The organism is Streptomyces sp. GD-15H (assembly GCF_045291515.1).
Lineage (GTDB): Bacteria > Actinomycetota > Actinomycetes > Streptomycetales > Streptomycetaceae > Streptomyces.
On the sequence record NZ_CP149447.1, the window covers coordinates 7,976,044 to 7,999,885 of the forward strand.

Below are 23,842 nucleotides of genomic sequence, written 5' to 3' on the forward strand. Positions count from 1 at the left end.
CTTCGGCCCCGGAGCGGGGATGCGTTGAACCGGCCGTGTTGCGGAAACTTTCGTCAGGTCGTACCCACAGGCCGGCTGCACGGATCGGTGCGCGTGTCACGCCGTGGTGACGGCGGCGTGCATTTCCCACATCAGCACCTCGGCGCCGTCGGGGCCTGCGGTGATGCGTTGGCCCTCCGCGCCGGTGATGCGGACCGCGTCGCCGGTGGTCAGCGGGCCTGCACCCTCCAGTTCGGCGCTGCCCCGGGCGAGGAAGAGGTGGGTGAAGGGGGCGGTGGTGATCGGGAGGGTCTCGTCGGGGCGGAGGCGGGCAACGTGCAGGGCTGCGTGCTTCTGCCGGATGCCGATCGCGCGCTGGTGGGCGTGCCGGGGCATGCCGGAGGCGAGGGTGGTCCAGCCGCCGCGGGCGAGTTCGTCGTTGATGTCGAGCTGCTCGTAGCCGGGCTTGATGCCGGCCTTGTCGGGGATGACCCACATCTGGATGAAGTGGACGGGTTCCTGGTGGGCGGGCTCGCCGGTGAGGGTCCAGGAGTCGTTCTTCTCGCTGTGGAGGATGCCGGTGCCGGCGCTCATCCGCTGGGCGAGGCCCGGGTAGATCACCCCGTTGTGGCCCTCGGAGTCCTGGTGGACCAGACCGCCGTCCAGCACCCAGGTGATGATCTCCATGTCGCGGTGGGGGTGGGTGTCGAAGCCGGTGCCCGGCGCGACGACGTCGTCGTTGGAGACCAGTAGCAGCCCGAAGTGGGTGTTCTCGGGGTCCCAGTGGCGGGAGAAGGAGAAGGAGTGCCGGGAGTCGAGCCAGCCGGCACGGGTGTGGAAGCGCTCGCCGGAGCGGCGGACGTCGAGGGCGGAGGCCATGGCGGTGTCCTTGTCGTGGGTGGAGGCGGGCCGTCAGGTCGCGATTTAGTTGAACCATAAACCATCCTGTGAGCCTGGTCGCTCCTTCACCCCGCAAGCGTGGGCGCCCTCACGATGGTTTACGGTTCAACCAACACCCGGCGATGGGTGTTCAGCACCAGAACGAAAGCTGTCATGAGCATCTTCAGCCGTCACCGCACACCCGACACCAACCGAACGGAGACCGCAGCCGTGCGCACCCCGACCAAGCTCGCCGTCGTCTACTACTCCTCCACCGGCACGATCGCCGCCATGGCCCAGGAGATCGCCCAGGCCGCGGAGAAGGCCGGCGCCGAGGTCCGCCTGCTCAAGGCCGCCGAGCTGGCCCCGCAGGCCGCCATCGACTCCAACCCGGCCTGGGCCGCCCACGCCGCCGCCACCGCCGAGGTTCCCGTGGCCACCCCGGCCGACATCGAGTGGGCCGACGCCGTGATCTTCGGCTCGCCCACCCGCTTCGGCAACATCGCCTCGCAGCTCAAGCAGTTCATCGACACCCTGGGCGGCCTGTGGGCCCAGGGCAAGCTCGCCGACAAGGTCTACAGCGGCTTCACCGCCACCTCCACCGCCCACGGCGGCCAGGAGTCCACCCTGCTGGCGCTGTACCACTCCGTCCACCACTTCGGCGGCATCCTCGTGGCCCCCGGCTACACCGACCCCGCCAAGTTCGCCGACGGCAACCCCTACGGCACCTCCCACGTCGACGCCCAGGGCAACAACCCGGTCGACGACACCACCCGCACCGCCGCCCGGATCCAGGCCGAGCGCGTGGTCAGGATCGCGTCCGGCCTCAAGGCCGGCCTCGCCGCCGCCTGACCCCCACCTCCCGAGCGGCCCCCAGGCCGGCCTGCAGCGCCAGCGAGGCCCTCGCCTCCTGCACCACCTTCGCCAGGTGAACGAGCAGACTTCGCGGTTCACCTCATCGGCTTCTGGCCGTGACAGCGCAGTTCGTGCAGCTGAGCAGGGTCGGACGGCGGCACGCGCGTGGGCGGCTGCCCACGGCGGAATGGGTGCTCCCCCGCCCAACGCCGCGGGCGGGGGCTGTTTTCCGTGCGGAGTCGGGCCGGGTCAGGCCGACCGCGGCGCGGCGAACGCCACAGCACGATGTGCCGCGGCTAGAAAGCCTGTCCTGCGCCGGGGAACTGCAGCAGAGCAGAGCCGCCTGGAGGCGATCGACCTGGCTGCTGCCCACCGCGACGGGCGCGTCGTCCGAAAGCGCGGCTTCCGCCTCTCTTCCGCCCCCGTACGGTCAGGCGAGACACTGCCGGTGACCGCGGGCGAAGCCGTCGCCCCGAACGAGAATCCGGCGCACGGGTCGCTGCGCAGGGGCCGGGCCGGGACGAGCTCCCCAAATGGGCTTGCCTCCTCAACCCGGGGTTCCGTGCTACTCAGGGCTGCCGGCCCGCTGCTGGGGCACCGGGACACGGGAAGGCACGCCTTCAAGGTGGCCACTCGGCTTCCGCTCCTGCAGCAACGCCGAGGGGCACACGCCACTGTGGAGTCCGGTGGGAAGGGAAACGATGACCAGTACGCACGAAAACGCGCAGCCGGACCGGCCTGCCCGAGAAGCGGAGCGAACCCGCATCCGGGACCGGTACCTGCGGCCGAGCGGGCAACGGCCCGCCTCGTCCGCTCGAGGCCTGCACCACACCGCCCTGATCAGCAGCGACGTCGAGCGAACGATCCGCTTCTACCAGGAAGTGCTGGAGTTCCCGCTGACCGAACTGATCGAGAACCGAGATTACCCCGGTTCGTCGCACTTCTTCTTCGACATCGGCAACGGCAACCTGCTCGCCTTCTTCGACTTCCCCGGACTCGACGTGGGACCGTACGCCGAGGTCCTGGGCGGCCTGCACCACGTGGCGATCTCGGTGGAAGCAGACCGCTGGCGTCACCTGTGCGACAACCTCGCCCGGGCCGGCGTCGACCACGTAGTGCACAGCGAGGTGTCGGTGTACTTCCGGGACCCCGACGGTGCCCGCATCGAGCTCATCGCCGATCCACTCGGTGAGATGTACGGCAACAAGGTGCTGTGATCAGGGTGCTCAGGGCTGTCCTGCCCTCACGGCGCAGGCCTGCCTCGGTCACTGTCTGCCGCGCGATCACCGCTTCGCGGTTGCCGGGAAGGTTGTCCGGCCGGGGCGGCCGGTGCGGCCAGGCGGGCCAGGTCAGGCTGAGGCGTACACCGTGACACCCGCCGCCCGCGGTATGAGCGCCTCGGGCATGGGCTGACCGGCGAGCGCGCCGATTTCCCGCCGTCGGTACGCCTCCCTCACCGTCGGCGTTCGCGGCAGCGTGACAGGCGCTGCTCCGCGCGGGCGCCGGCCTGTCGAAGCGACGCCAGGCCGTTCCGATGTCACACCGACGTTCCAGGATCCCGACGGAAGACCGCGGTGCCGAAGCAGAAGTAGGGGGTGCGGCCTGTCCGAAAGGCCCACGAACACACCCAGCAGCCCTCAGAGCCCCATGGCTGACCGGGTTCGTGCCCGCGCCGGAGGCGCCATGCGACCTCTTTGGTCATCCTGGCGGACACTGGCACCCCTGGCGCGTCGAGCCGCGCATCTGCACGGGCGCGAGCGATGGGGCAACCCCTGGTGCCGCACAGTCCGCAGGAACCCCCGCTTGATGAGTTCGGTCCTGCCCCCGAACGAGGGCACTCCCAGGAGGGGGAACGAGCTGGATCGGGGGTGCTGCGTTGCCTGCCGACGGACACTGACCTGCCAGGGCGCGCAGCTTTCGGTCGTCGTGTCCGAGGCGGGGGACCGCGTTGGTGAGGGAACCGCTTCGGGCGGAGACCGGCCCTGGCACCGCCTCGGTGATCGCCTTCTCGGACGATGCGAAGTCGGGCGGGAACGCACAGAGGGCAGTCAGCCGCACAAGCATTACCCTGCTGAAATGACGACCGGGATGATGGCGGGTCCGGTGCGCTTCAGCACGTTCGACCTCCCCGAGGCCCAACGCATTCCCCTGTGGGAGGAGCACAATGCCGAAGCCCTGATCGGGTTGCGGTGTCGCTCTCTTCACGACAGGGCCCTGGATGCGACGGAGATCAACCTGCAGCTCCCGAAAGTACATGTCGCCCGGGTGACCGGAAGCCCGCACGTCGTGGAGCGGACGCGGACGGTGATCCGCCGCATGCCGGCGGAGGCGATTGCCTGCTACCTGACCCTGGCCGGGGACGCGTTCTTCTACCACGATGACGGTGTCCGGTTGCTGCGTCCGGGACAGTTGATCGTTTGTGATGCGGACCAGCCCTTCATGCGCGGCTTCTCCCAAGGGATGGAGGAGCTGGCGGTCAAGGTGCCCCGGCCGGTGTGGCGGGACCTCGGAGGACCGGAGTCGTTGACGCAGCCGCTGGTCTTCGATGTCGACGACGGTGCCGTCCAGGCCAGGACCCTCGCGCAGCTGGCCGGTCGGGCAGTGCACCAGGAGTCCCCCGGGGCGCGGACGAGGACACCCTGCTGGAGTTGCTCGGCAGTGTGGTGACCGGCCGCGAGCCGACCTACTCCGCCGTTCACCTGGCGATCGCCAAGGCTTACATCGAGGAGCATCTGCTCGATCCGAGGCTTTCCGCGGCCCGCGTCGCCCAAGGCATCGGCATCAGCGAGCGCCATCTGTCGCGGGTGTTCGCCTCTGGTGGCCCGAGCGTTCCCCAGTACCTGCTCGGCCGCCGCCTCGAGCGCGCCCGCTCGTTGCTGGCCGAGGGAGGAGAGGTGACCGTGGCCGAGGTGGCTGCTCGCTGCGGATTCGGCTCGGCCGCCCACTTCTCCCACCGGTTCAAGGAGCGCTACGGGATGCGTGCCACGGATGTCCTGCGTGAGGCGCGGTCACGGGCATGACCCTCGCCCGGCCCCGCCGGCAGGCACGTCGTGTGCCGCGGGGCCGGGACCGGTGGGTTACGTGCCGTCCGGTGCGAGCACGATGTCGAAACGCACGCGGGACCAGGCCTGGTCCGCGAGGTCGCGTCCATCGGGGGACGGCGTGCCCGGCTGCTGGATTCGGAAATCCTTGACGAGTGACTCCTTGACTCCGAACACGGCGTCACTTTCCAGGAGTTCGTCGCCACGGACGAAGATGTGGGTGACGAGGGTGCGCAGGGCGGGCGCGCTGACCATGAAGTGCAGGTGCGAGGCGCGCATAGGCGAGCGGCCGGTTGCCGCCAGCAGCCGCCCGACCGGACCGTCGTGCGGGATGGGGTACGGGGTCGGGGTCAGGCCCCAGAAGCAGTAGCGGCCTTCGGAGTCGGTGAACAGGTGAGCTCGCGCGGCGGTCCGGCCGTCGTCGTACTGGGTGTCGTAGAAGCCGTCCTCGTCGGCTTCCCACACCTCGATCCGTGCTCCGGGGACCGGCTTGCCGGCGCTGTCGGTGACGGTGCCCTCCACCCAGCAGGGCTGGCCGGCGGCGCCGAAGGCGATGTCGCCGCCGAGCGCGATCTCGGGGCTGTCCTCGACGAAGAACGGGCCGAAGACGGTGGCTTCGGTGGCGTCGCCGTACGCCTCGTTGTTGACGGCCACGGTCTGCATGGAGGCACCGAGCACGTCCGACAGCAGGATGAACTCCTGGCGCCGGTCGTCGGTGAGGTGACCGGTCCGGGTGAGGAACTCGATCCCCTTGCTCCACTCCCGCTCGGTCAGGCGGACCTCCCGGATGAACGCGTGCAGGTGCCGGACCAGGCACTGCAGGACCTGCCGGAGCCTGGGGTCGGTGCAGTCGCCGAAGGAGTGCAGCACCTGGCGGGTGATCTCAGCTTCCCGTTCCTGCTGCTCACGTGACACAGCGACGGTGGTGACGACGGCGTCGGTCATCGCGGTTCCGTTCCTTCCCAGGCTGCCTGGACCAGCTCGCTGATCGTTTCGAGGGTGACGGCTCGTGGATTGCCGGCCGGGGCGGCGGCGACGACGGCCTCGGCCGCCGCTGCGACGCCCTCCTCGGGCATGCCGAGTTCACGCAGAGAGCGCGGGGCGTTCAGATGGGCGCGCAGCCGGGCCAGCCCCTCGTTGGCGGTGGGGGCGTCGAAGGCAGCCGCGAGGCGCCGCTCGGCCTCCGGGGCCTGCGGGCCGTTGAAGGCGAGGACGTGGGGGAGGACGACGGCGTGGGTCTGGGCGTGCGGCAGGTCGAACATGCCGCCGAGGACATGGCAGATCTTATGGTGAAGACCAGATCCGGCCGACGCGAACGCCACGGCGGACAGGTAGGCGCCGTACAGTGCCTGCTCCCGGCTCTGAAGCCCGTCGGGTTCCTTGACGACCAGGGGCAGTCCGGTGCGCAGTGCCCGGACGCCTTCGGCGGCGAGGGCCTGGTTGATGGGGTCGGTCCGCGGAGCCCACATGGAGTCCACGCAGTGGGCCAGCGCGTTCAGTCCGGAAGCCGCACTCAGACCGGCGGGCAGGGTGAGCGTCAGCGAGGCGTCGTAGACGACCGCGCGGGGCAGGGCCCGCGGGTCGGTGCCGGTCGTCTTGCGGGAGCCCTCGGTGAGCCCCCACACGGGAGTGGCCTCGGAGCCGGCGTAGGTGGTGGGTACCGCGACGATGGGCAGCCCGGTGGTCAGGGCGACTGCCTTGGCGAGCCCGGTGGTCGAGCCGCCCCCGATGCTGACGAGGACGTCGGTGCCGTGGGCGGCGGCCTCGGCGCGGGCTCGTTCGGCCACCTCGACCGGGACGTGCATGACGACGTCGTCGTGCCGGTGGACGACGGGCAGCCCGTCGGTGATGCGGTGGGCGAGTTCCTGCTCGGCCGTGGCGGCGATCACCATCACTCGTCGGGCGCCGAGAGCGGCGACCTCGGCGGCGAGGTTCTCGGCCGCCGCGCCGGAGGCGAACCGTACGCGCTGGGGCAGGGTGTCGTGGTCGAAACGCATGGGGGTTCAGTTCCTTCCCAGGATCGTGGTCAAAACGTGCCGCAGCTGGGCCTCCGGGTCCTCGGGGAGGGTCATCGCGCGCCAGGCGATGTGCTTGTCGGGGCGCACCAGCAGCACCCCGCTCTCCTCGACCTCGCGCAGCTTGGCCCAGTCGTAGTAGAGGTCGGTGACCTCGCGGCCCGGGCCGATGACGACGGTCGCCAACGGTATGCCGAGTTCCTGGCCGACCTTCTCGGCGGCCTGTCCCCAGTCCTCGCCCGCTATGCCGGTGATGAGCGTCCACCGGGTGTAGGGGGCGAGGTCCATCATCGCCTGCTTGCGTGCGCGGTCACCGACCCAGGCATGCGGCAGGCGCGCGCCCGGCACGGTGGACATCTCGTAGTAGAGGTCGGGGTCCCGCGCCGGGACGGGGGGCGTGGTCCCGTCGGAGAGGATGGCCGAGGAGGTGTAGTGCTGGCCGAGTTCGACGCCGTGCGCGTTGAACTCGTAGTTCTTCAACTCCATCGCCCGCACCAGGGCGGCCCGCTTGGCGGCGCCGGCGGGGGTGTTGGCCTTGCGCTCCTCGATGGCGGCCGCCATCTCGGCCTCGGTCGTGGCGTCGAGGAGACCCAGGGCCTTGAAGATGTCCACGAACTCGCGGCTGGACTTGTTGGCCCGCTTGACGATGCGCTCCGCGACGGGCGCCCGTTCGGTGCTGTAGGTCTCCAGCAGCGCGGGGGACGCGTGTCCCTTCAGCACGGCGGCGAGCTTCCAGGCGAGGTTGTAGGAGTCCTGGACCGAGGTGTTGGAGCCCAGGCCGTTGCTCGGCGGGTGCCGGTGTACGGCGTCGCCCGCGCAGAACACCCGCCCGAGGTGCAGGCGCGTGGCGTACATCTCGTTGTTGCCCCACAGGCTGGTGCCGGTGATCTCGACGTCCAGGTCCGGCATGCCGAGGAGGTTTCGCACGATCTCGGTCGCGGCCTCCTCGTCGATGGGCGGGGGCTCCTCGGCGATGTCGTAGCCCCACACGATCAGCCACTCGTTCCAGGGGCGGGCCATCCGGACCAGGCCGGCGCTGATGCCTCCCACGTTGGAACCCGGCTGGATGACCCAGTACAGGACGGAGGGCCGGTGGGATACGAAGGAGGCGATGTCGGCCTTGAAGGTGATGTTCATCGAGCCCGCGATGTCCATCGCGCCCTCGAAGGGCAGCCCGATGTCGGCGGCCACCTTCGAGCGGGCCCCGTCGGCACCGATCAGGTACTTGGCCCGGATGCTGTACCGCTGTCCGGTCAAGTGGTCAAGGACCTCCACGGTGACCCCGTCGGCGTCCTGGAAGTGGGAAAGGTACTCGGTGGAGAACCGCGTCTGGGTCCCGCGCTGCGTTGCGTTCCTGACCAGGATCGGCTCCAGGTAGGTCTGCGGGATGTCGACGGTCAGGCACGGGGAGGCGAGCCGGTAGTCGGCCTCCCGGTCGGGTCGGGTGCCCCAGGTGTGGATGCGGCCGATCTCCTCCCCGGCGATGCTCGTGCAGAACACGGTGTCGCCCACGAGGGCGTGCTCGGTGGCGTCCGCCAGCACCTGGTCCTCGATGCCGAGATCGCGGAAGACCTCCATCGAACGCTGGTTGGTGATGTGCGCGCGAGGTGTGTTCGCCGTCCACCGGTACTTGGTGATCATGATGTTGTCGACGCCGAGCGTCGAGAGCAGCAGGGCGGCGGTGGCACCCGCGGGACCGGAGCCCACGACCACGACCTCGGTGGTCACGGTCGAACCGGTCGGCAGCTCAGTATCGGGTGTCCCGTCGTTGAATTCCGGCATCCTGATGCACCTCTCTTCGAACCGGCGTCGTTGCCGGTGACGTCAGTGTCGGAACGACCCGACGGACACGGAACCCGTCAGGACCGATGTTGGCGGTAACAGGAAGACGTGGCGGATCTGCAAAGGGCCGCGTGCACGGCTGCGGCCTACGCTCCTTCGTCGCTCCGGTGGACGACTTCACGACCACCGGTCCGTCTTCCGGGCCCGGTTCCAGGGCGAGCGCGCCATCCCTCGCCAGCCCGGCAGTGGGAGCGAGGCGGTCGCCCAGAGGACGCGCGCGGACGTCGTGCGACATAGTGCCGCTGCCGGATCCTCTCGGTTTCTGCGACCAATCAGCCAATGGCCGACAGCAGGGATCGTTCAGCGATTCGCACACTGGTCGGCGAAGTCGTCGCGGGTCTTGGCAGCCTGACCCATCGCGGGTGCTGTCACGTTGGCTGGCCGGGTGGGATGATCTTCGGGTTGATCATGGTGGAGGGGGTCGTCCGTGGACAACGCGCCGCCGTCGTACAAGGGGCACCGGTACCCGGTCGAGGTGATCTCTCACTGCGTGTGGCTGTACTTCCGCTTCCCGCTGTCGTTCCGTGAGGTGGAGGAGCTGATGTTGCAGCGCGGCGTCGTCGTCTCCCACGAGACGGTCCGCCGCTGGTGCGCCAAGTTTGGGCAGGCCTACGCGAACGGACTGCGCCACCGTCGGCCCCGGTCCGGGGACAAGTGGCATCTGGACGAGGTGTTCACCAAGATCAACGGAGAACGGAAGTACCTGTGGCGCGCGGTCGACCAGGACGGCAACGTGCTGGACATCCTCGTCCAGTCCCGGCGGGACACCGCCGCGGCCAGGCGCTTCTTCCGCAGGCTGCTGAAGACGACCCGCGCGGTGCCCCGGGTGATCGTCACCGACAAGCTCCGCTCCTACGGCGCCGCCCACCGAGAGGTCATACCCTCCGTCGAACACCGCTCGCACAAGGGCCTGAACAACCGGGCCGAGAACTCGCACCAGCCCACCCGGCAGCGCGAGCGCGCGAGGAAGGGCTTCCGGTCGGTGGGTGCCGCCCAGCGGTTCCTGGCCGCGTTCAGCGGCATCTCACCCCGCTTCCGGACCCACCGCCACCTGATGACCGCTGCCCACTACCGCGCCGAGATGACCATCCGCTTCGCCGTCTGGGACCAGGTCACCGGCACCACCGCCCGATCCACCGCGGCCTGAGCACAGGCCCGAAACGCCGGCCACCACGCCCCGACGCACCATCAGACAGTCACGCATCCAACAACGTGACAACGCCCTCCAAGGTCCCGGCTGTCGCCGTCATCGACCTGGCCGCCGATGCGGCCCCACCGCGTTCCGAGGTGCAGGAGCCGCCTCCCGAACCGTCACGTGATGATCCAGTGCCCACTTCCCCGGTGCGCCGGAAGGCCCCGGAGAAGACGGCCCCGGCCCGGCGCAAGCGGCTGCCGCAGAAGGCGGCCCGCGCCCTCGCCGACAGCGCTGCCCTTGCCGAAATCCTCGTCCGGGCAGGTCAGGCGGCATGCTCGTACTCGTGGAGAAGGCCGCCGAGGCGATCGCGTCGTACCTCGAGGCGGGCGATCTGGTCCGGATCGGCGATCGGCGGGGGCAACGGGTTCAACGGGTGGGCGTTCGCGATGCCCTGATGAGGCCGGTGCACATTGTAGAAACGCTCGAATTCACGCAGGGCGTGGAGCAGATGCCGCTGATCCCAGATCAAGGCCCGGTCCGGCAGCTCGCGCCGGCAGGTCTGCACCCAGCGTTCCATGACCGCATTCATCCGCGGCATCCGGACACCCCTGAGCACGGCCTCGATCCCCGCATCGGCGAGGACCGCGTCGAACAGGGCGGGGAACTTCCCGTCCCGGTCCCGGATCAGGAACCGTGCCCGGCAGTTGACATCCTCCAGGTCCATGACGAGATTCTTCGTGGCCTGCGCCACCCAGGAGGCCGTCGGGTGCGCGGTCGCGCCCAGGATCCGGATCCGTCGGCTGGCGTGCTCGATCACGGCGAACACGTACAGTCGTGCCCCGGTCAGGGTGACCGTCTCGAAGAAGTCGCAGGCCGGCAGCGCGTCGGCCGGGGAGCGCAGGAAGTCGGCCCACGTGCTGGAGGTCCGCTCGGGCGCCGGGTCGATCCCGGCCTCCGGTGTTGTCAAGTTGCTGTTGTGGCAGGCGAGTTGAGGTGTGCTGGAGGTGCGTTCGGCCGGGCCGGGGGCATCCTGGTCAGGCGGTCGTGAGGGCTCCGGTGACGGTCCTCCAGATGCGGAACCGTTCGGTCATCTCGGTGCGGTAGTCACTCGCTGTGATCAGATGGCGTCGGGGCCGGAAGTGGCCGGAGATCCGGCTGAAGGCGGCAAGGAACCGCCGGGCCGCTCCGCTGGAGCGGAAGCCCTTCATCGCGCGCTCGCGCTGCCTCGTGGGCTGATGACTGTTCTCGGCCCTGTTGTTCACGTACGTCGAACTGCGGTGCTCGACCGACGGCATGACCTCGCGGTGGGCGGCACCGTAGCTGCGGAGCTTGTCTGTGACGATCACGCGGGGTACGTACTCGAGGTCCTTGAGGAGCTTGCGGAAGAAGCGCCTGGCTGCGGCCGTATCGCGGCGATCCTGGACGAGAACGTCGAGGACGTTGCCGTCCTGGTCGACCGCGCGCCACAGGTACCGCATCTTCCCGTTGACCTTGATGAACACCTCATCCAGATGCCATGTGTCGCCGGGACGCGGCTGCCGGCGGCGCAACTGCGCGGCGTAGGCGGGGCCGAACGCGGCACACCAGGCCCGGACCGTCTCGTAGGAGACCACGATGCCGCGTTCCAGGAGGAGCTCCTCGACCTCCCGGTAGGAGAGCGGGAAACGGTGATACAGCCACACAGCGTGACCGATTACCTCGGGCGGAAACCGGTAACCCCGGTACGACGGTGCCGTCCCGCTCTCCACCCGCAGCCTCTCCTCACGACGATCTACACCAAGATCATCCCACGGCCCGAGCCGAACCTGACAACGCCAGTGAGCTGTTTCCAATCTCATTTTGAGGCGTTGCGGTGGAGAGTGAGGACGGCCTGGACGAGGGCGGCGACGCGGGTGGTGCTGCACCGCAGCTTGCGCAGGAGCCGCCAGGTCTTGAGGGTGGCCATGGCCTGCTCGCCGAGCGCGCGGATCCTCGCGGGAGACGTTAACGGCTCGCTGACCTGCGGACAGCCGCTCCCAGCGGCCGCGGTAAGGCACGCGCACCGTACCGCCGGCTCCCTGGTAGTCCTTGTCGGCCCAGCAGCGGATGCCGGCCTCGGCCAGGGCGTCGATGACGCCGTGGGTACGGGCCGCGCGGACGTCGTGGACCGCGCCGGGCAGCGCCGGCGCGGCCCAGAGCAGGTTGCCTGGGGGCACCCCGGCCGAAGGCTGGGGGAGGGTCGGCGAGGACCTGCACGTTCATCCCGTGCTTCCGGTGCTTTCCGGAGTAGTACGGCCGGTCGGCGGCGATGCGGTCGATGGGCAGTAGGCGTGCCGTCGAGGATCACGAACGCTTTGCGCGCCGCTGTCCGGGTGGCAGCGGCAAGGTCCGGGGCGAGCGCCGCGAGGATCTCGACGGCCTCCGCCACATAGCGGTACACCGTGGCAACCCCGACGCCACGGTCTATCTCGGTACGCACTGGCTCAGTGACGTGCTGCTCGGCTGGGCCGCGGGGTTGCTGATCGTGCTGGTGCTGCCGTGGTTCGAGCCGCTGATCGCCCGCAGCGAGGTGGGGATCCTCGACCGGCGCGACCAGTGGCGGGCTCACGGCGCGCCCGCCCCGGCCAGCTCCCCCGTCATGCTCAGGTGGAGTCTGGGGGCTGAGCAGGACCCTCCGGCGCTCGACACGGTATCGCCGGCGACCTGCTCGCCTTCGACGCCGGCCCATGCGACACCGGGCCCGCACACGGCCCGCCCGGAGCACATGCCGGTCACCCCCAGTGGCAGCCACAGGCCACCACTCGCTGACGCCAGGCCGCGCGGGACGACCTCGACGACCCACCCCATGACAGGCGACTGACCGGCACGGCACGGTCACTGCTGCGACGACAGTTCATCGACGGAAACCTTGCCGATACCGGCCTGGCCACGACGACCTCACACGGCAGGGCCCGGAGCCTGCCGCTGGCGCCGGGCCAGTTCCTCGTGCTGGCCGCGGCTGGGCAGCGGGGGGCGGCTCACCCGGATCTTCGACTGGCCGTGGGGCCGCTTCTCCCAGTCGCCCATGAAACGCCCGTGAAGGCCGTGCTTGCGGGCCAGGTGCAGGAGGGTCTCGGTGCGGTAGTAGAAGTCCTCCCGCAGCACCTGGTGTTCGGTGCCTTCGGTCCGGTCGAAGGTGAAGTCGAAGAACCCCGTGTCGGTCAGGACCCGGCCGACGTGGGCGAGGCACTGCTCGATCACCTCCAGCGGGGAGTGGGAGAAGACGCTGTGCGCCTGGACGACGTCGAAGTGGTCACCGGGCAGGAAGTCCAAGGTGAGGTCGCCGGTGAGCGTCAGGTGCGGCAGCTTGTCCTGGAGTCCCCGCTCGACGAGCGTCTTCTTGGCGGCGATCAGGATGTCCGGCGAGATGTCGATGCCGTAGTAATTGCCGGTCTCGAGGTAGTCGATGAAGCGCCAGCCGCCGCGCAGGTTGCCGCAGCCGATGTCGAGCATCCGGTGCCCGGGGCGCAGCCCGTGCTCGATGAGGTAGTCGAACTGCATCTGTCCCAGCGCCAGCCAGCGCTCGTGGGTTTGGCTGCCGACCGCTGCCTCCGGGTTACGGCGGGTGTCGGAGACCATGACGGCGCGGTAGTAGCTGACGTGATCGGTGTGCTTCAGGCGCAGCCAGGTATCGCGGGTGGCGCGGCGCAGGTATGGGACGACGCGAGCGGGGTGGGTCAGGGCGTAGCCGACCTTGTGGGTGAGGGCAGACCGGTTGCGCAGCAGCTTCTTCGGGGACTTCGCATCCTGGGCCATGGCGGCGACCTCCGTATGAGGCCGTCCCGATGCGGGGAGCGGCCCTTTGAGGAACGGGCGGGTGACCGACCCAGCATTACCAGCGCACCGACCCCTCCCGGGTAGGCCCCGGAGGCCGGCCTGCCCTCCGGACCACCTCATGCTGGAGGTTCGCACGCAGCCTGACGTTCACCGACCAAAATCAAACATAGATACGCTAGGGCGGCCCATTTGCTCCGGTTTGACAGACGCCGCGCAAACCGGACCTCTTCGGCAACCGCCGGCCCTCGAACATGACCTGCCCGGGCAAACCCGGCAAGCCGGGCCTCAGCCTCCACGCCGACCTCCTCAGTGCGCGGCGTCCTTGGCCCGGCGCCGGGCTTCGCGCACGGCCCGGTCCACGGACCAAGTGTGGTCGCGTGCCATCGGGCGTACGCAGCCTGGCCACACGGGCCAGGGCGGGTGGCCTCGCGGGCCCACTGCTGCTCGCGTTCGGCACCTGAGGCTGATGGGACAGTAGGTGGCTCGCTGCTCGCGGTACCGGCCGGTTGCCTGCCCGCTTGACCCACTGTGTGAGGGCGGTCAGGCCGCGCCGGAACGCCTACCACGCCTTTCCGCGGTTCGGGAGGCGCCCGCTGCCTGTGCCACCGGCGGCGTCTTCGTCCATGGGATGCGGCGCCGGTCGGAGCGGCGTCGCATCCCATGGACGCCTGGTCAGTCGAAGAGTCCTTCGACGACCTCTTCGGCGATCTCGCCGCCGATCTCTTCGGCCGTCTCTTCCGCAATCTCCTCGATGAGTTCCCCGAAGATGTCGTCCATGTGTCGAATCCCTTCTGGTCGGTGTGGCCGCCCCGCGGCACGCGTGAGGTGGCTGCGAGCTCGTGGGCATCCGGTCAACGTGCTGTTCCCGGACGCGAGTTCCCAGAAGATCTTCCTTGTGCGGCGCGTTGGCTGCCGACCCGGGGTGAATGAACAGCGGCGCCCGCTCCCCCTGAGGGCGGCTATGCCCATTCCACGCCCAGCTTGATGATCTGCGGGTTTTTGTCGGTGGTGGTTCGGCATGGTGATGTCAGTGCGGGAGATATGGGGTTTCTGCAGGTCAGTTCGTTGCGGTGAGGGTTTCGGGTGGTGTCATGAATGCCGATCTGGGGCTGACGTTTTTGGTGATGATGCGGGTCAGTTGGTTGCCGGTCGGTATAGCGCGGGGTGTGTTGTCGCTGGTCAGGGCCGTGGTGGCAGGGGCGGGACGCCGACAGTGGGGCCGGGGGCAGCCGGTGTCGCCTTCTACGGAGCGGGCTTCAGGGCGTAGCGGAGGTGAGCCGGTGCGAGAGATGGACGCAGCAGCGCAGATCATGTTCTCTCCGCGCGAGCGGAGGTGAACCGGACCTGGAGGCCGCTGTGGGCGAGCGTGGCGAGTCGGCGGTGATCAGCTCCGCGACGTCGTCGGTACGGCCGGAGACGGCCAGGGCTACTTGCGGCCGGTGTAGTACCGCCGGGCCCAGATGGGGAGCACGAACCATATGGCGATCAGCCAGACGCCGATAGCGGCGGTCAGCCAAGCGGCGAGCGTGTTGTCGAGAGCCACCCGCAGCAGCAGGAGCAGGGTCAAAACGATGGTCACCGCAAGCAGCGCCAGACCGCTCTTGGCCATACGGGAGGCGAGTACCACGGCCTGCGGTTTGATGCGGCGGCCGACGACGATCCGGTGCAGGGAAACCGGGCCGATGAGAGCCCCCGCACTGGCCGCCCCCACGATGACCGCGGTGACGTAGAGCGCCCGGTCGGTGTCGCCGAGGCCGGTGAAGGCGGGCTGGAACACGGCGATGAGCAGGACGCCGAAAAGGATCTGTACACCGGTCTGAGCCACCCGCAGCTCTTGCAACAATTCGGCCCACATCCGATCCGCACGCTCTTCGGCGGTCTCGTCGCGCCCCCGCCGCTGGGCGGGAAGGTCAGGGGCGGTGTCCCAGTGGCCTTCGGACTTCCTCACCATGGCACACTCCCTCGACGGAACTCCCCTTTGTGACATTTTCCCGCGATTGGCAATGAATAGACGGTTTCGCTGGTAGGGCCCACGCTCTGTGAGACTCCGCCTACGCTGGAGACACGCGCCGCCCTAGGGAAGCTGGGAGGTGTGCCGTGGCCCGCACTCACCGCTTCCACCTCGACTTGGCCGGTCACTCCGTCACGGTGCAGACCCGCCACGCCACACGCGAGACCGAGCTACTGGTTGACGGCAAGGTGGTCGACTACCAGCGCACACAGACGGGACACCGCAAACCCGCGATCGCACTCACCGCCGAGCTGCCTGGCGACCCGCCCCAGCCCTTCGACGTCACTGTCCAGACCGGCGAGACCGCCGGACGTGCCGCCACCTGCGTACTCGAGATCGCCGGACGCAAACATCCCATGCCGGAAATGCCACTGGGCCGAACCGACACCGACTTGTCCGGAGCGCCCCGCCCCTCCTTGCGCTCGATGCGCAGGCTCCTACGCAGCCTCCTGCGACGCACCCGCCGCCGGTAACCGGCACAGGCTGAGGAACAGGACCGTCGAGGCCCGGCCCGGCCCGGAAGAGGGGATACCGGGAAGGGTCCCCGACGCCGAGCGCGGCGTCGGGGACCGCGAACGTGATCGTCACGGACAAGCTGCGCTCCTACGGCGCGGCCCACCGTGAGGTCATGCCCTCGGTCGAGCACCGTTCGCACAAGGGCCTGAACAACCGGGCCGAGAACAGCCACCAGCCCACCCGGCAGCGCGAACGGGCGATGAAAGGCTTCCGCAGCGTCGGGGGCTTGTAAAGAATCAACACGTTGCTTTGCGGGCTCTGGCGCGTTGGTCTGGTATGCGCATACCGAGTGAGGTTCGTGATCAACCCGCCCTGAGGTTCGGGGTGTTGTTTCCGCATCTGGATGAGCGGCAGCGGCGGCTGGCGCTGGCCACCGAGGCCCGGCTGCTGGGCCATGGCGGGGTCCGGGCCGTCGCGCGCACTGCGGGCGTGAGCGAGACGACGGTGCGGAAGGGGGTCTTCGAGCTGGAGGGCGGCGAGGATCCGCTGCCCGGCGGGCGGGTTCGCCGCTGTGGTGGGGGGAGCCGGTTCGCACCACCCGAAAACGCCCCGCAGAAGGCCGAATCGCCATGTTGATTCTTCACAAGCCCCCGGCGGAGCCCAGCGGTTCCTGTCCGCGTTCAGCGGCACCTCACCCCACTTCCGGCCCCGCCGCCACCTGATGACCGCCCCCGGCCACCGAGCCGAGATGACCGCCCGCTTCGCCGTCTGGGAGCAGGTCACCTGCGCTGCCGACCGGCCCACCACGGCCTGAGCACAGGCCCCGAACCGGGCCCCACCACGCCCCGACATGCCGTCAGACAACCCCATACCCAACAACGTGACAGCGCCCTGGCCAGGCACCGGTGGGTCTGGACGAAGTTCTGGCTGACCCTGGCCACGACCACGGCGGCGGCGTTCGCGCTGCGGCCGGGGGTGGGCGCGGCGGCCGCGGCCGTGGCCGCCGGCCACCCCCTTCCCGACGCGGGCGACGTCCTGATGGGGCCGGTCGTCTCCCTGTCCGCCTATGTCTTCATGACGGTGATCTCGATCCTCAAGCCCTGGGGGCCGACCCGGCGGGGCCGCCGTCTGCGGGCCGCCGCCCGGCCGCCGAGGACCGCCGAACCGGCCCGCGGATGAGTGCGGCCGCCCGCCGTCGCGTCACAGGGTGCGCTCCAGGCGGTCCGCCATAAGCTGCACGAAGCGTGCCGGGTCCTTCGGCCGGCCGCCCTCCGCCAACACGGCCAGGGTGTGCAGCAGTTCGGCGGTCTCGGTGAGCTCCGAGCGGTCCTCGCGCTCCCGGTACGCCTGGTGCAGGCCCTTCACCAGCACATGGGCGGCGTTGAGTTCGAGGATGCGCTTGGTGTGCGGCACCTCCTGGCCCATGGCCCGGTACATGCTCTCCAGCGCCGGGGTGAGATCGTGCGCGTCGGCCACGAGACAGGCCGGGGACACTGTCAGGCGCGTCGACAGGCGCACCTCCTTGACGTCCTCGTCCAGTTGCTCCCGCATCCAGCCGAGCAGACCGGCGTACTCCTCGGCCTGCTTCTCCCGGTCCTCCCCGGTCTTCTCGTCGTCTCGCGCCCCGAGGTCGATCTCGCCCTTGGCGATCGACCGCAGCGGCTTGCCCTCGTACTCGCCCACGGCGTCGACCCACACCTCGTCGACGGGGTCGGTGAGCAGCAGCACCTCGATGCCCCGCTCCCGGAACGCCTCCATGTGCGGGGAGTTGTTGATGCTCTCCCGGGACTCGCCGGTGATGTAGTAGATGTCGTCCTGCCCGTCGCGCATCCGTTCCACGTACTGCTTCAGCGTGACGGTCCCGTCGTCGTGCGTGGTCGCGCACGAGGTCACCGCGAGGATGGCGTCACGGTTGTCGGAGTCGGTGACCAGTCCCTCCTTCAGTGCGGTGCCGAACTCCCGCCAGAACGTGGCGTACCGCTCGGCGTCGTCGGTCATCATGCTCTTGACCGACGACAGCACCTTCTTCGTCAGGCGCCGCTGCATCATGCGGATGTGCCGGTCCTGCTGGAGGATCTCGCGGGACACGTTGAGCGAGAGGTCCTGCGCGTCGACGACGCCCTTCACGAAGCGCAGGTACGGCGGCAGCAGCGCCTCGCAGTCGTCCATGATGAACACGCGCTTCACATAGAGCTGCACCCCGCGCTTGAAGTCCTGCGTGAACAGGTCGTGCGGCGCGTGCGACGGGAGGAACAGCAGGGCCTGGTACTCGAAGGTGCCCTCGGCCTGCAGCTGGATGGTCTGCAGCGGGTCGCGCCAGTCGTGGCTGATGTGCTTGTACAGTTCGTGGTACTCGTCCTCGGACACCTCGTCGCGCGAGCGCGCCCACAGCGCCTTCATCGAGTTCAGCGTCTCGGGTTCGGCTGCCTCGCCGTCGTCGCCCCGCTCACCGACGAGCCTGACGGGCCAGGTGATGAAGTCCGAGTAGCGCTTGACGATCTCCTTGATCTTCCACACCGAGGTGTAGTCGTGGAGCTGGTTGTCGGGGTCGGCCGGCTTGAGGTGCAGCGTGACCGAGGTGCCCTGCGGCGCGCCGTCGACCTCCTCCAGGGTGTACGTCCCCTCGCCGCGCGACGTCCAGCGCGTGCCCTGCTTCTCGCCCGCGCGCCGCGTCAGCAGGGTGACCTCGTCCGCGACCATGAAGGCGGAGTAGAAGCCGACGCCGAACTGGCCGATCAGCCCCTCGGCGCCGGCGGTGTCCTGCGCCTGGCGCAGCTCCCGCAGGAACTCGGCCGTGCCCGAGTTGGCGATCGTGCCGATGAGCTGCCCGACCTCCTCGTACGACATCCCGATGCCGTTGTCCCGAACCGTGAGCGTACGGGCTTCCTTGTCGGTCTCGAGCTCGATGTGCAGGTCGGAGACGTCGGCGTCGAGCGAGTCGTCCCGCAGCGCGGCCAGACGCAGCTTGTCCAGCGCGTCGGAGGCATTGGAGACGAGCTCACGGAGGAAGACGTCCTTGTTCGAGTAGACCGAGTGGATCATCAGCTGGAGCAGCTGACGGGCCTCTACCTGGAACTCAAACGTTTCGGTCGACATGGTTCGCGATTACCTCACTGGTCCATGGATGGACGGTAACTGGCGCAGTCACTGTAATAAAACACGGCGTCACCGTACGCCGGTGCCGAGGCCGGCCGACGCCGCGCCATCACCGACCGCCGGCCGGGTCAGTCGGTGCCGCTCACCGCCGCGTCCAGGAGGGGGCCGAGTTCGCGGGTCACCGTGGTCAGGGCGCGGACGTCCTGCTCGGCGCGGGCCATGAGGATCGCCCCCTCCAGGGAGCTGATCATGAGCGTGGCCAGTGGCGCGGCGCGTTCCCCGGGAACTCCCATGCCGGACAGGGCCCGGGCCACCGCCCCGGTCCAGTGGGCGAGCGAGACGGACGCGGCCTCGCGCGTCGACACGGTGGACCCGGCGCAGTCCACGGTGGCGGCGGCGACGGGGCAGCCGCCCCCGAAGCCGGCCGTCTCGTACTCCTCGGTCCACTGGCGAACCATCTGCGCGAACAGCCCACTGGGCGTGGGCTCGGGAAGTGCCGCCAGGAACCGGTCGACGCGCCTGGCCGCGTACCGGCCCGCCCAGCCCACCGCCTCGTTGACGAGCTGTTCCTTGCCGCCGGGGAAGTAGTGCTGGAGTGACCCGCGCGGCGCCCGCGCGTGCGCGGCCACCTCCCGCATCCCCGTGGCGTCGACCCCGTCGCGCCGGATGAGCTGGGCCGCGCTGAAGACCATCCGCTCGCGTGGCCCTCGTTCGGACACCGCCATTGCGACCTCCCGCCACCGGATTCTCTCTCCCGCACTCTATGACCGCTGTCATGACGACCGCTACTATGACAGCTGCCATAAGGAGTGACGCCGGCGTCCGCCCGCGGACCCGCCGGCGTCCACGGGTGCGGCAGCGCCCCGACCGCGGCGCGAGCCGGAGATGGCGGTGCATCGTGTACGTCGGCTTCATTGGACTCGGGGTCATGGGCCTGCCCATGGCGCTCAACCTCGCCCGCACCGGGACGCCCCTCGTCGTCTGGAACCGCACCACCGAGCGGTGCGCACCCCTGCACGACGCCGGAGCCGAGGTGGCCGGGGGTCCCGCCGAGGTCTTCGACCGGGCCGCCACCGTGATCCTCATGCTGGCCGACGAGACGGCGGTCGACACGGTGCTGGCACGCGGCACCCCGGACTTCGCCGCCCGCGTGGCCGGGCGCACGGTCGTCCACATGGGCACCACGTCGCCGGAGTACTCGTCCGCGTTGGAGGCCGCCGTCCGCGCCGCGGGCGGTGCCTACGCGGAGGTCCCCGTCTCCGGATCGCGGGTCCCGGCGGAGCAGGGGCAACTGGTCGCGATGCTCGCGGGCGACGCCGCCGCCACGGCGGCCGCACGGCCCCTGCTCGCGCCCCTGTGCCGTGAGACGTTCGACTGCGGCCCGGTCCCGAACGCCCTGCTGATGAAGCTCTCGGTGAACCTGTTCCTGATCACCCAGGTCACCGGGCTGACCGAGGCGTTCCACTTTGCCGACCGGCACGGGCTCGACCGCCGTCGCTTCCTCGAGGTCCTGGACGCGGGCCCGATGGCCAGCGCCGTCTCGCGGATGAAGGCCCCCAAGCTGCTCGTCCGGGACTTCACCGTCCAGGCCGCGGCCGCAGACGTGCTCAAGAACAACCGCCTGATCGCGGAGGCCGCACGCAAGGCCGGCCTGGCCTCCCCGCTCCTGGACACCTGCCACATCCTCTTCGACGAGACCGTGGCCCGGGGGCACGGGGGCGAGGACATGGTGGCCGTGCTGTGCGCGCTGGAGGCCAGGACCGGTGGTGCGCACTCCGGTGATCCCGTGGACGAGGGGCCGTGACGTCCGGCCGGATCCGGGTGTCCGGCCGGGGTGCGCCCGAGCTGCTGCATCGCAGTGGTCTTCCCGGTGGTCGCCGGCCCGGAGATGATCAGGCCGTGCCGAGCTCCGCCCTGCTGGCCACGGTTGAGCAGCAGCAGACGGCGTACCGCGGTGGAGATGGCGTCCATCGCGGGGGTTTTCAGCACCACGAACCGCGCGTGGTAGTCCTCCCGCTGCTCCAGGGTCCACTCCTGGTCGTTGGCGTCCCGTGCCGGGGCGAGGGGAGTGTCGACGAACTGCTGCCAGCCGTCCCACGTGGTCAGCAGGTTGAAAGCGCCGTGCTGCGCGGTGGCAGGCTGGGCCGTCGTCACCATGCCTGGGCCTCCTGGTACGGATCGTAGATGCGCATGCCGCTTAGCCTCGATCCACCGACGTAGTCTGAAGTTGATCTTCTGGTGGGTCTCCGGGCCGGTGGCTGGGTGCGGGCAGGTGGTATCCGCTGGTCTGCCCAGCATTTCCACGGTTCGGTTCCGGTCGGGCCCTTGCGGACGGGGCGGACAGGGACTGTTCGTATCGGCCAGGCCCGTGGGCGGTGGAGAACAGGTGTGTCCAGGCGGGCTGCCAGGGCCAGTTGTGCGGCAGGTGCAGGGTGATGCGGCGGGCGGAGCGGGCGATCCGGGCCGGAACGTGGACCAGGTGGGTACGGATCGTGGCGGTGGTGGCCCTGGCGTGGAACGCGGAGGCCAAGGAACCGGTGGCCCGCAGCAGGTTGTAGGTCATCGCCCACAGGGTGAGCCAGGCGGCGTTGGCATGGAAGTGCCCGGACGGCAGGTGGGCCAGTGCCCCGGCCTTGCTGTCCGCGATGACCTGCTCGATGACCGCGTGGTGGCGGTGTTCCCGCTCGGCCTGGAGGGTTTGTGCGGGCTGGTCGGTGAAGAAGGGGTGGTAGCGCCATACGGGAAACAACTCGCCCTGCGCACCCACGACGGCGGGTTTGGCCAGGTCACGGACCCGACGCACGATCAGCCGCGCGGTGACCCGCTCCGCTTTCCTGCGGCCGGCGAACGCGGTGTAGGCGGGTATCTCGGCGACCTCGGCGTCCGAGATGAGGTCACCGGTCTCGGGATCGGGCACCGCGGTCGGGTACGTGATCGGCTGCCAGGCCTGGTCGGGGATGCCGAGGACGGCCCGCTTGACGGAGGGGTTCATGCCGGTGGTGATCGAGAAGTGGGCGCCGGCCCGGCGGCAGGCGGCGATCACCCCGGCGTTGTAGAACTGCGAGTCCGCGCGCAGGATCCGGGTGCCGGTGCAGCCCGCCTCGACGGCGGTGGCCAGGGCCTCACTGACGAACTTCGGGGCCCCACGGGAATCGGCCGCCTTGCCCCGGCGCATCCGCACTCCGGCGATCACCGGCCGGGAATGCGGGGTGCAGACCGTGGCGAGCAGGGGGTGCAGGGTGCGGATGCCCCTGAACCGGCCGTACTCGGCGCCCTGCTTGGCCCGGCCGTAGACCCGCTTGTGGGTGGAGTCGACGTCGATGAACGCCTTCTCGCCGGAGCCGGGAAGCAGCGGGGTGTGCGCGGCCAGTTGACCGAGGAACCTGCGGTGCACGGCGTGGAGTTGGAGGGCGTGACCGTGGGTGAACGCGCGCAGGAACGTGCCCAGCGTGGACGGCGCACGGACCCCTTGGAACAGGGCCGGCAGCGCGCCGTGCCGCAGGGTGTGGAGGTCGTCAATGCTGTTCGCACCGGCGGCCATGCCGGCCACGATGCTGCTGACCTTGGCGTCCGCCGCGGCACCCGCCCCGTTCTTCGCCCCGGTCAGCTTCACCCTCTCCGCCACCAGCCGCGACAGCCCGCACCGCTCGGCCAGCCGCAGCACCGGAACCAGCCCGGCCTGCGCGACCAGGTTCGGGTCATCGAACGCAGCGGAGACCGCCGCTGGGGTATGGGAAACTTGCATCTCGGAAGTGCCTTGCCGATCGTGCGTACTGGAAGCCTCAAGAACTCCCATCATCGCAGGTCACAAGGCACTTCCTCGTTTCTCGAAGAGTCATCCACAGCCATCAGGTCGGTGGATTCAGGCTTAGAGGTCCTAACAGAGTGCTCGGACGCGCCGGTGCAGGATGAGGCAGACAGCCAACTGCAGGAAGGCGTCATGGATGTCGTCCCGGCGCTCCCAACGGATCCTCAAATGCCGGAAACCGTGCAGCCACGACAGTCCACGCTCGACCACCCACCGGTGAACGCCGAGGCCCGAGCCGTGCACCTGTCCGCGGCGGGCGATGACCGGGGTGATGCCCAGGGCGCGGACCATGCGGCGATAGCGGTCGTGGTCGTAGCCGCGGTCCGCATACAGACGGCGCGGCCGGAACCGGGGACGCCCGCGGTGGCCGCGGACGGCGGGGATCGCCCGCAGCAGCGGCATCAGCTGGGTGACGTCGTTGCGGTTGCCGCCGGTGAGCGAGACCGCCAACGGAGTTCCGTGCGCGTCGGTGATCAGGTGGTGTTTCGAGCCTGGCCGGGCGCGGTCGACCGGACTCGGCCCGGTTTTGGGCCGCCTCGCAGGGCGCGGACGTGGGAGGTGTCGATGGCGGCGCGGGAGAAGTCCAACTGGTCCGCACCGCGCAGCTTCGCCAGCAGGATCTCCTGCAGCTGGTGCCAGACGCCGGCCTGGTTCCAGTCCCGCAGTCGGCGCCAGCAGGTCATGCCCGAGCCGAAGCCCAGTTCCTGCGGCAGCCACTCCCACTGGATGTTGGTGGACAGCACGAACAGGATGCCCTGCAGGGCCTTGCGGTCGTCCAGTCGTTTGCGGCCCGGGTGGTCGGGTCGGCGCTCCACCACTGGCAGCAACGGCTCGATCAGGGCCCACAGGTCGTCGTCGATCTCCCAGGGCTTGGGGCGGGACATCACACACCTCCCGATCGGCACGAACTCGCACCAGTACACCCAGAAT

Annotated in this window: 18 protein-coding genes and 5 pseudogenes; 10 read left to right on the top strand and 13 right to left on the bottom strand. The window is 69.6% G+C overall.

The window, feature by feature from the left end; translation table 11 throughout:
- Positions 1-96: 96 nt before the first annotated feature.
- On the bottom strand, positions 97-858 hold the full coding sequence (locus WJ438_RS37750) for a pirin family protein (RefSeq protein ID WP_406729161.1): 762 nt from the start codon (positions 856-858) through the stop codon (positions 97-99).
- A 231-nt stretch (positions 859-1,089) separates the two neighbouring features.
- Between WJ438_RS37750 and wrbA the strand changes: the two genes are divergently transcribed.
- The 4 genes from wrbA (at position 1,090) to WJ438_RS37770 (ending at position 4,733) form a co-directional block, all read left to right on the top strand.
- A complete protein-coding gene (wrbA, locus tag WJ438_RS37755) occupies positions 1,090-1,710 on the top strand; it encodes an NAD(P)H:quinone oxidoreductase (protein ID WP_406729933.1) in 621 nt (206 codons plus the stop codon).
- A gap of 704 nt (positions 1,711-2,414) precedes the next feature.
- Positions 2,415-2,930: a VOC family protein gene (locus WJ438_RS37760; protein ID WP_406729163.1), complete on the top strand. Its 516-nt coding sequence runs from the start codon at positions 2,415-2,417 to the stop codon at positions 2,928-2,930.
- Positions 2,931-3,789: 859 nt separating this feature from the next.
- A complete protein-coding gene (locus WJ438_RS37765; RefSeq protein ID WP_406729164.1) occupies positions 3,790-4,380 on the top strand; it encodes a hypothetical protein in 591 nt (196 codons plus the stop codon).
- Positions 4,362-4,733 (top strand): helix-turn-helix transcriptional regulator, encoded by a 372-nt coding sequence (locus WJ438_RS37770; protein ID WP_406729165.1) that lies wholly within the window; start codon positions 4,362-4,364, stop codon positions 4,731-4,733. The genes WJ438_RS37765 and WJ438_RS37770 overlap by 19 nt, the downstream gene beginning before the upstream one ends.
- A 57-nt stretch (positions 4,734-4,790) precedes the next feature.
- Here the strand turns inward: WJ438_RS37770 and WJ438_RS37775 are convergent, their stop codons facing one another.
- The 3 genes from WJ438_RS37775 to WJ438_RS37785 are packed head-to-tail and all read right to left on the bottom strand — an operon-like array spanning position 4,791 to position 8,551.
- A complete protein-coding gene (locus WJ438_RS37775) occupies positions 4,791-5,699 on the bottom strand; it encodes an intradiol ring-cleavage dioxygenase (RefSeq protein WP_406729166.1) in 909 nt (302 codons plus the stop codon).
- Positions 5,696-6,751 carry a maleylacetate reductase gene (locus WJ438_RS37780; protein WP_406729167.1) on the bottom strand — a complete coding sequence of 352 codons (1,056 nt, stop codon included), beginning with the start codon at positions 6,749-6,751 and terminating at the stop codon, positions 5,696-5,698. The genes WJ438_RS37775 and WJ438_RS37780 overlap by 4 nt, the downstream gene beginning before the upstream one ends.
- Positions 6,752-6,757: 6 nt before the next feature.
- Positions 6,758-8,551 carry an FAD-dependent oxidoreductase gene (locus WJ438_RS37785; protein ID WP_406729168.1) on the bottom strand — a complete coding sequence of 598 codons (1,794 nt, stop codon included), beginning with the start codon at positions 8,549-8,551 and terminating at the stop codon, positions 6,758-6,760.
- Positions 8,552-9,038: 487 nt separating this feature from the next.
- Here WJ438_RS37785 and WJ438_RS37790 point away from each other — a divergent pair, with 487 nt between their 5' ends.
- Entirely contained in the window at positions 9,039-9,758 is a 720-nt protein-coding gene (locus WJ438_RS37790; RefSeq protein ID WP_406729169.1) for an IS6 family transposase, read from the top strand.
- Between the two features lie 310 nt (positions 9,759-10,068).
- Here the strand turns inward: WJ438_RS37790 and WJ438_RS37795 are convergent, their stop codons facing one another.
- From WJ438_RS37795 to WJ438_RS37815, 5 genes and pseudogenes are all read right to left on the bottom strand, one after another.
- Positions 10,069-10,713, bottom strand: a complete 645-nt coding sequence (locus WJ438_RS37795) for an integrase core domain-containing protein (RefSeq protein ID WP_406729170.1) — start codon at positions 10,711-10,713, stop codon at positions 10,069-10,071.
- Between the two features lie 67 nt (positions 10,714-10,780).
- The gene (locus WJ438_RS37800) at positions 10,781-11,494 is read right to left on the bottom strand and encodes an IS6 family transposase (RefSeq protein WP_406729171.1); all 714 of its coding nucleotides are present in this window, start codon (positions 11,492-11,494) and stop codon (positions 10,781-10,783) included.
- Between the two features lie 86 nt (positions 11,495-11,580).
- A pseudogene (locus WJ438_RS37805) lies at positions 11,581-12,393 on the bottom strand (transposase family protein).
- Positions 12,394-12,662: 269 nt separating this feature from the next.
- The gene (locus WJ438_RS37810) at positions 12,663-13,520 is read right to left on the bottom strand and encodes a class I SAM-dependent DNA methyltransferase (protein WP_406729172.1); all 858 of its coding nucleotides are present in this window, start codon (positions 13,518-13,520) and stop codon (positions 12,663-12,665) included.
- 1,447 nt (positions 13,521-14,967) lie between these two features.
- Entirely contained in the window at positions 14,968-15,492 is a 525-nt protein-coding gene (locus WJ438_RS37815) for a DUF6328 family protein (RefSeq protein WP_406729173.1), read from the bottom strand.
- Positions 15,493-15,638: 146 nt separating this feature from the next.
- Between WJ438_RS37815 and WJ438_RS37820 the strand changes: the two genes are divergently transcribed.
- The 4 genes and pseudogenes from WJ438_RS37820 to WJ438_RS37835 form a co-directional block, all read left to right on the top strand.
- On the top strand, positions 15,639-16,025 hold the full coding sequence (locus WJ438_RS37820; protein WP_406729174.1) for a hypothetical protein: 387 nt from the start codon (positions 15,639-15,641) through the stop codon (positions 16,023-16,025).
- A gap of 104 nt (positions 16,026-16,129) precedes the next feature.
- Positions 16,130-16,291: pseudogene (locus WJ438_RS37825) on the top strand (DDE-type integrase/transposase/recombinase); the annotation flags it as partial.
- Positions 16,292-16,344: 53 nt separating this feature from the next.
- Positions 16,345-16,596, top strand: a pseudogene (locus WJ438_RS37830) (ISAzo13 family transposase); the annotation flags it as partial.
- 303 nt (positions 16,597-16,899) lie between these two features.
- Positions 16,900-17,187: pseudogene (locus WJ438_RS37835) on the top strand (DUF2269 domain-containing protein); the annotation flags it as partial.
- 21 nt (positions 17,188-17,208) lie between these two features.
- On the opposite strand, the gene htpG reads toward WJ438_RS37835, so the two are convergent.
- Entirely contained in the window at positions 17,209-19,104 is a 1,896-nt protein-coding gene (gene htpG / locus WJ438_RS37840) for a molecular chaperone HtpG (RefSeq protein WP_406729175.1), read from the bottom strand.
- Positions 19,105-19,232: 128 nt separating this feature from the next.
- Positions 19,233-19,829: a TetR/AcrR family transcriptional regulator gene (locus tag WJ438_RS37845; RefSeq protein ID WP_406729176.1), complete on the bottom strand. Its 597-nt coding sequence runs from the start codon at positions 19,827-19,829 to the stop codon at positions 19,233-19,235.
- A gap of 173 nt (positions 19,830-20,002) precedes the next feature.
- On the opposite strand from WJ438_RS37845, the gene WJ438_RS37850 reads away from it, so the two are divergent.
- Positions 20,003-20,908: an NAD(P)-dependent oxidoreductase gene (locus tag WJ438_RS37850; RefSeq protein WP_406729177.1), complete on the top strand. Its 906-nt coding sequence runs from the start codon at positions 20,003-20,005 to the stop codon at positions 20,906-20,908.
- A 561-nt stretch (positions 20,909-21,469) separates the two neighbouring features.
- On the opposite strand, the pseudogene WJ438_RS37855 reads toward WJ438_RS37850, so the two are convergent.
- Positions 21,470-22,849 (bottom strand): annotated as a pseudogene (locus WJ438_RS37855) (IS1380 family transposase); the annotation flags it as partial.
- A gap of 132 nt (positions 22,850-22,981) precedes the next feature.
- Positions 22,982-23,796, bottom strand: a protein-coding gene (locus WJ438_RS37860; protein ID WP_406724978.1) for an IS5 family transposase whose coding sequence is annotated in 2 segments (ribosomal slippage) — positions 22,982-23,442 and positions 23,442-23,796 — 816 coding nt in all. Because the reading frame shifts where the segments join, the coding sequence is not laid out codon by codon here.
- Positions 23,797-23,842 lie beyond the last annotated feature (46 nt).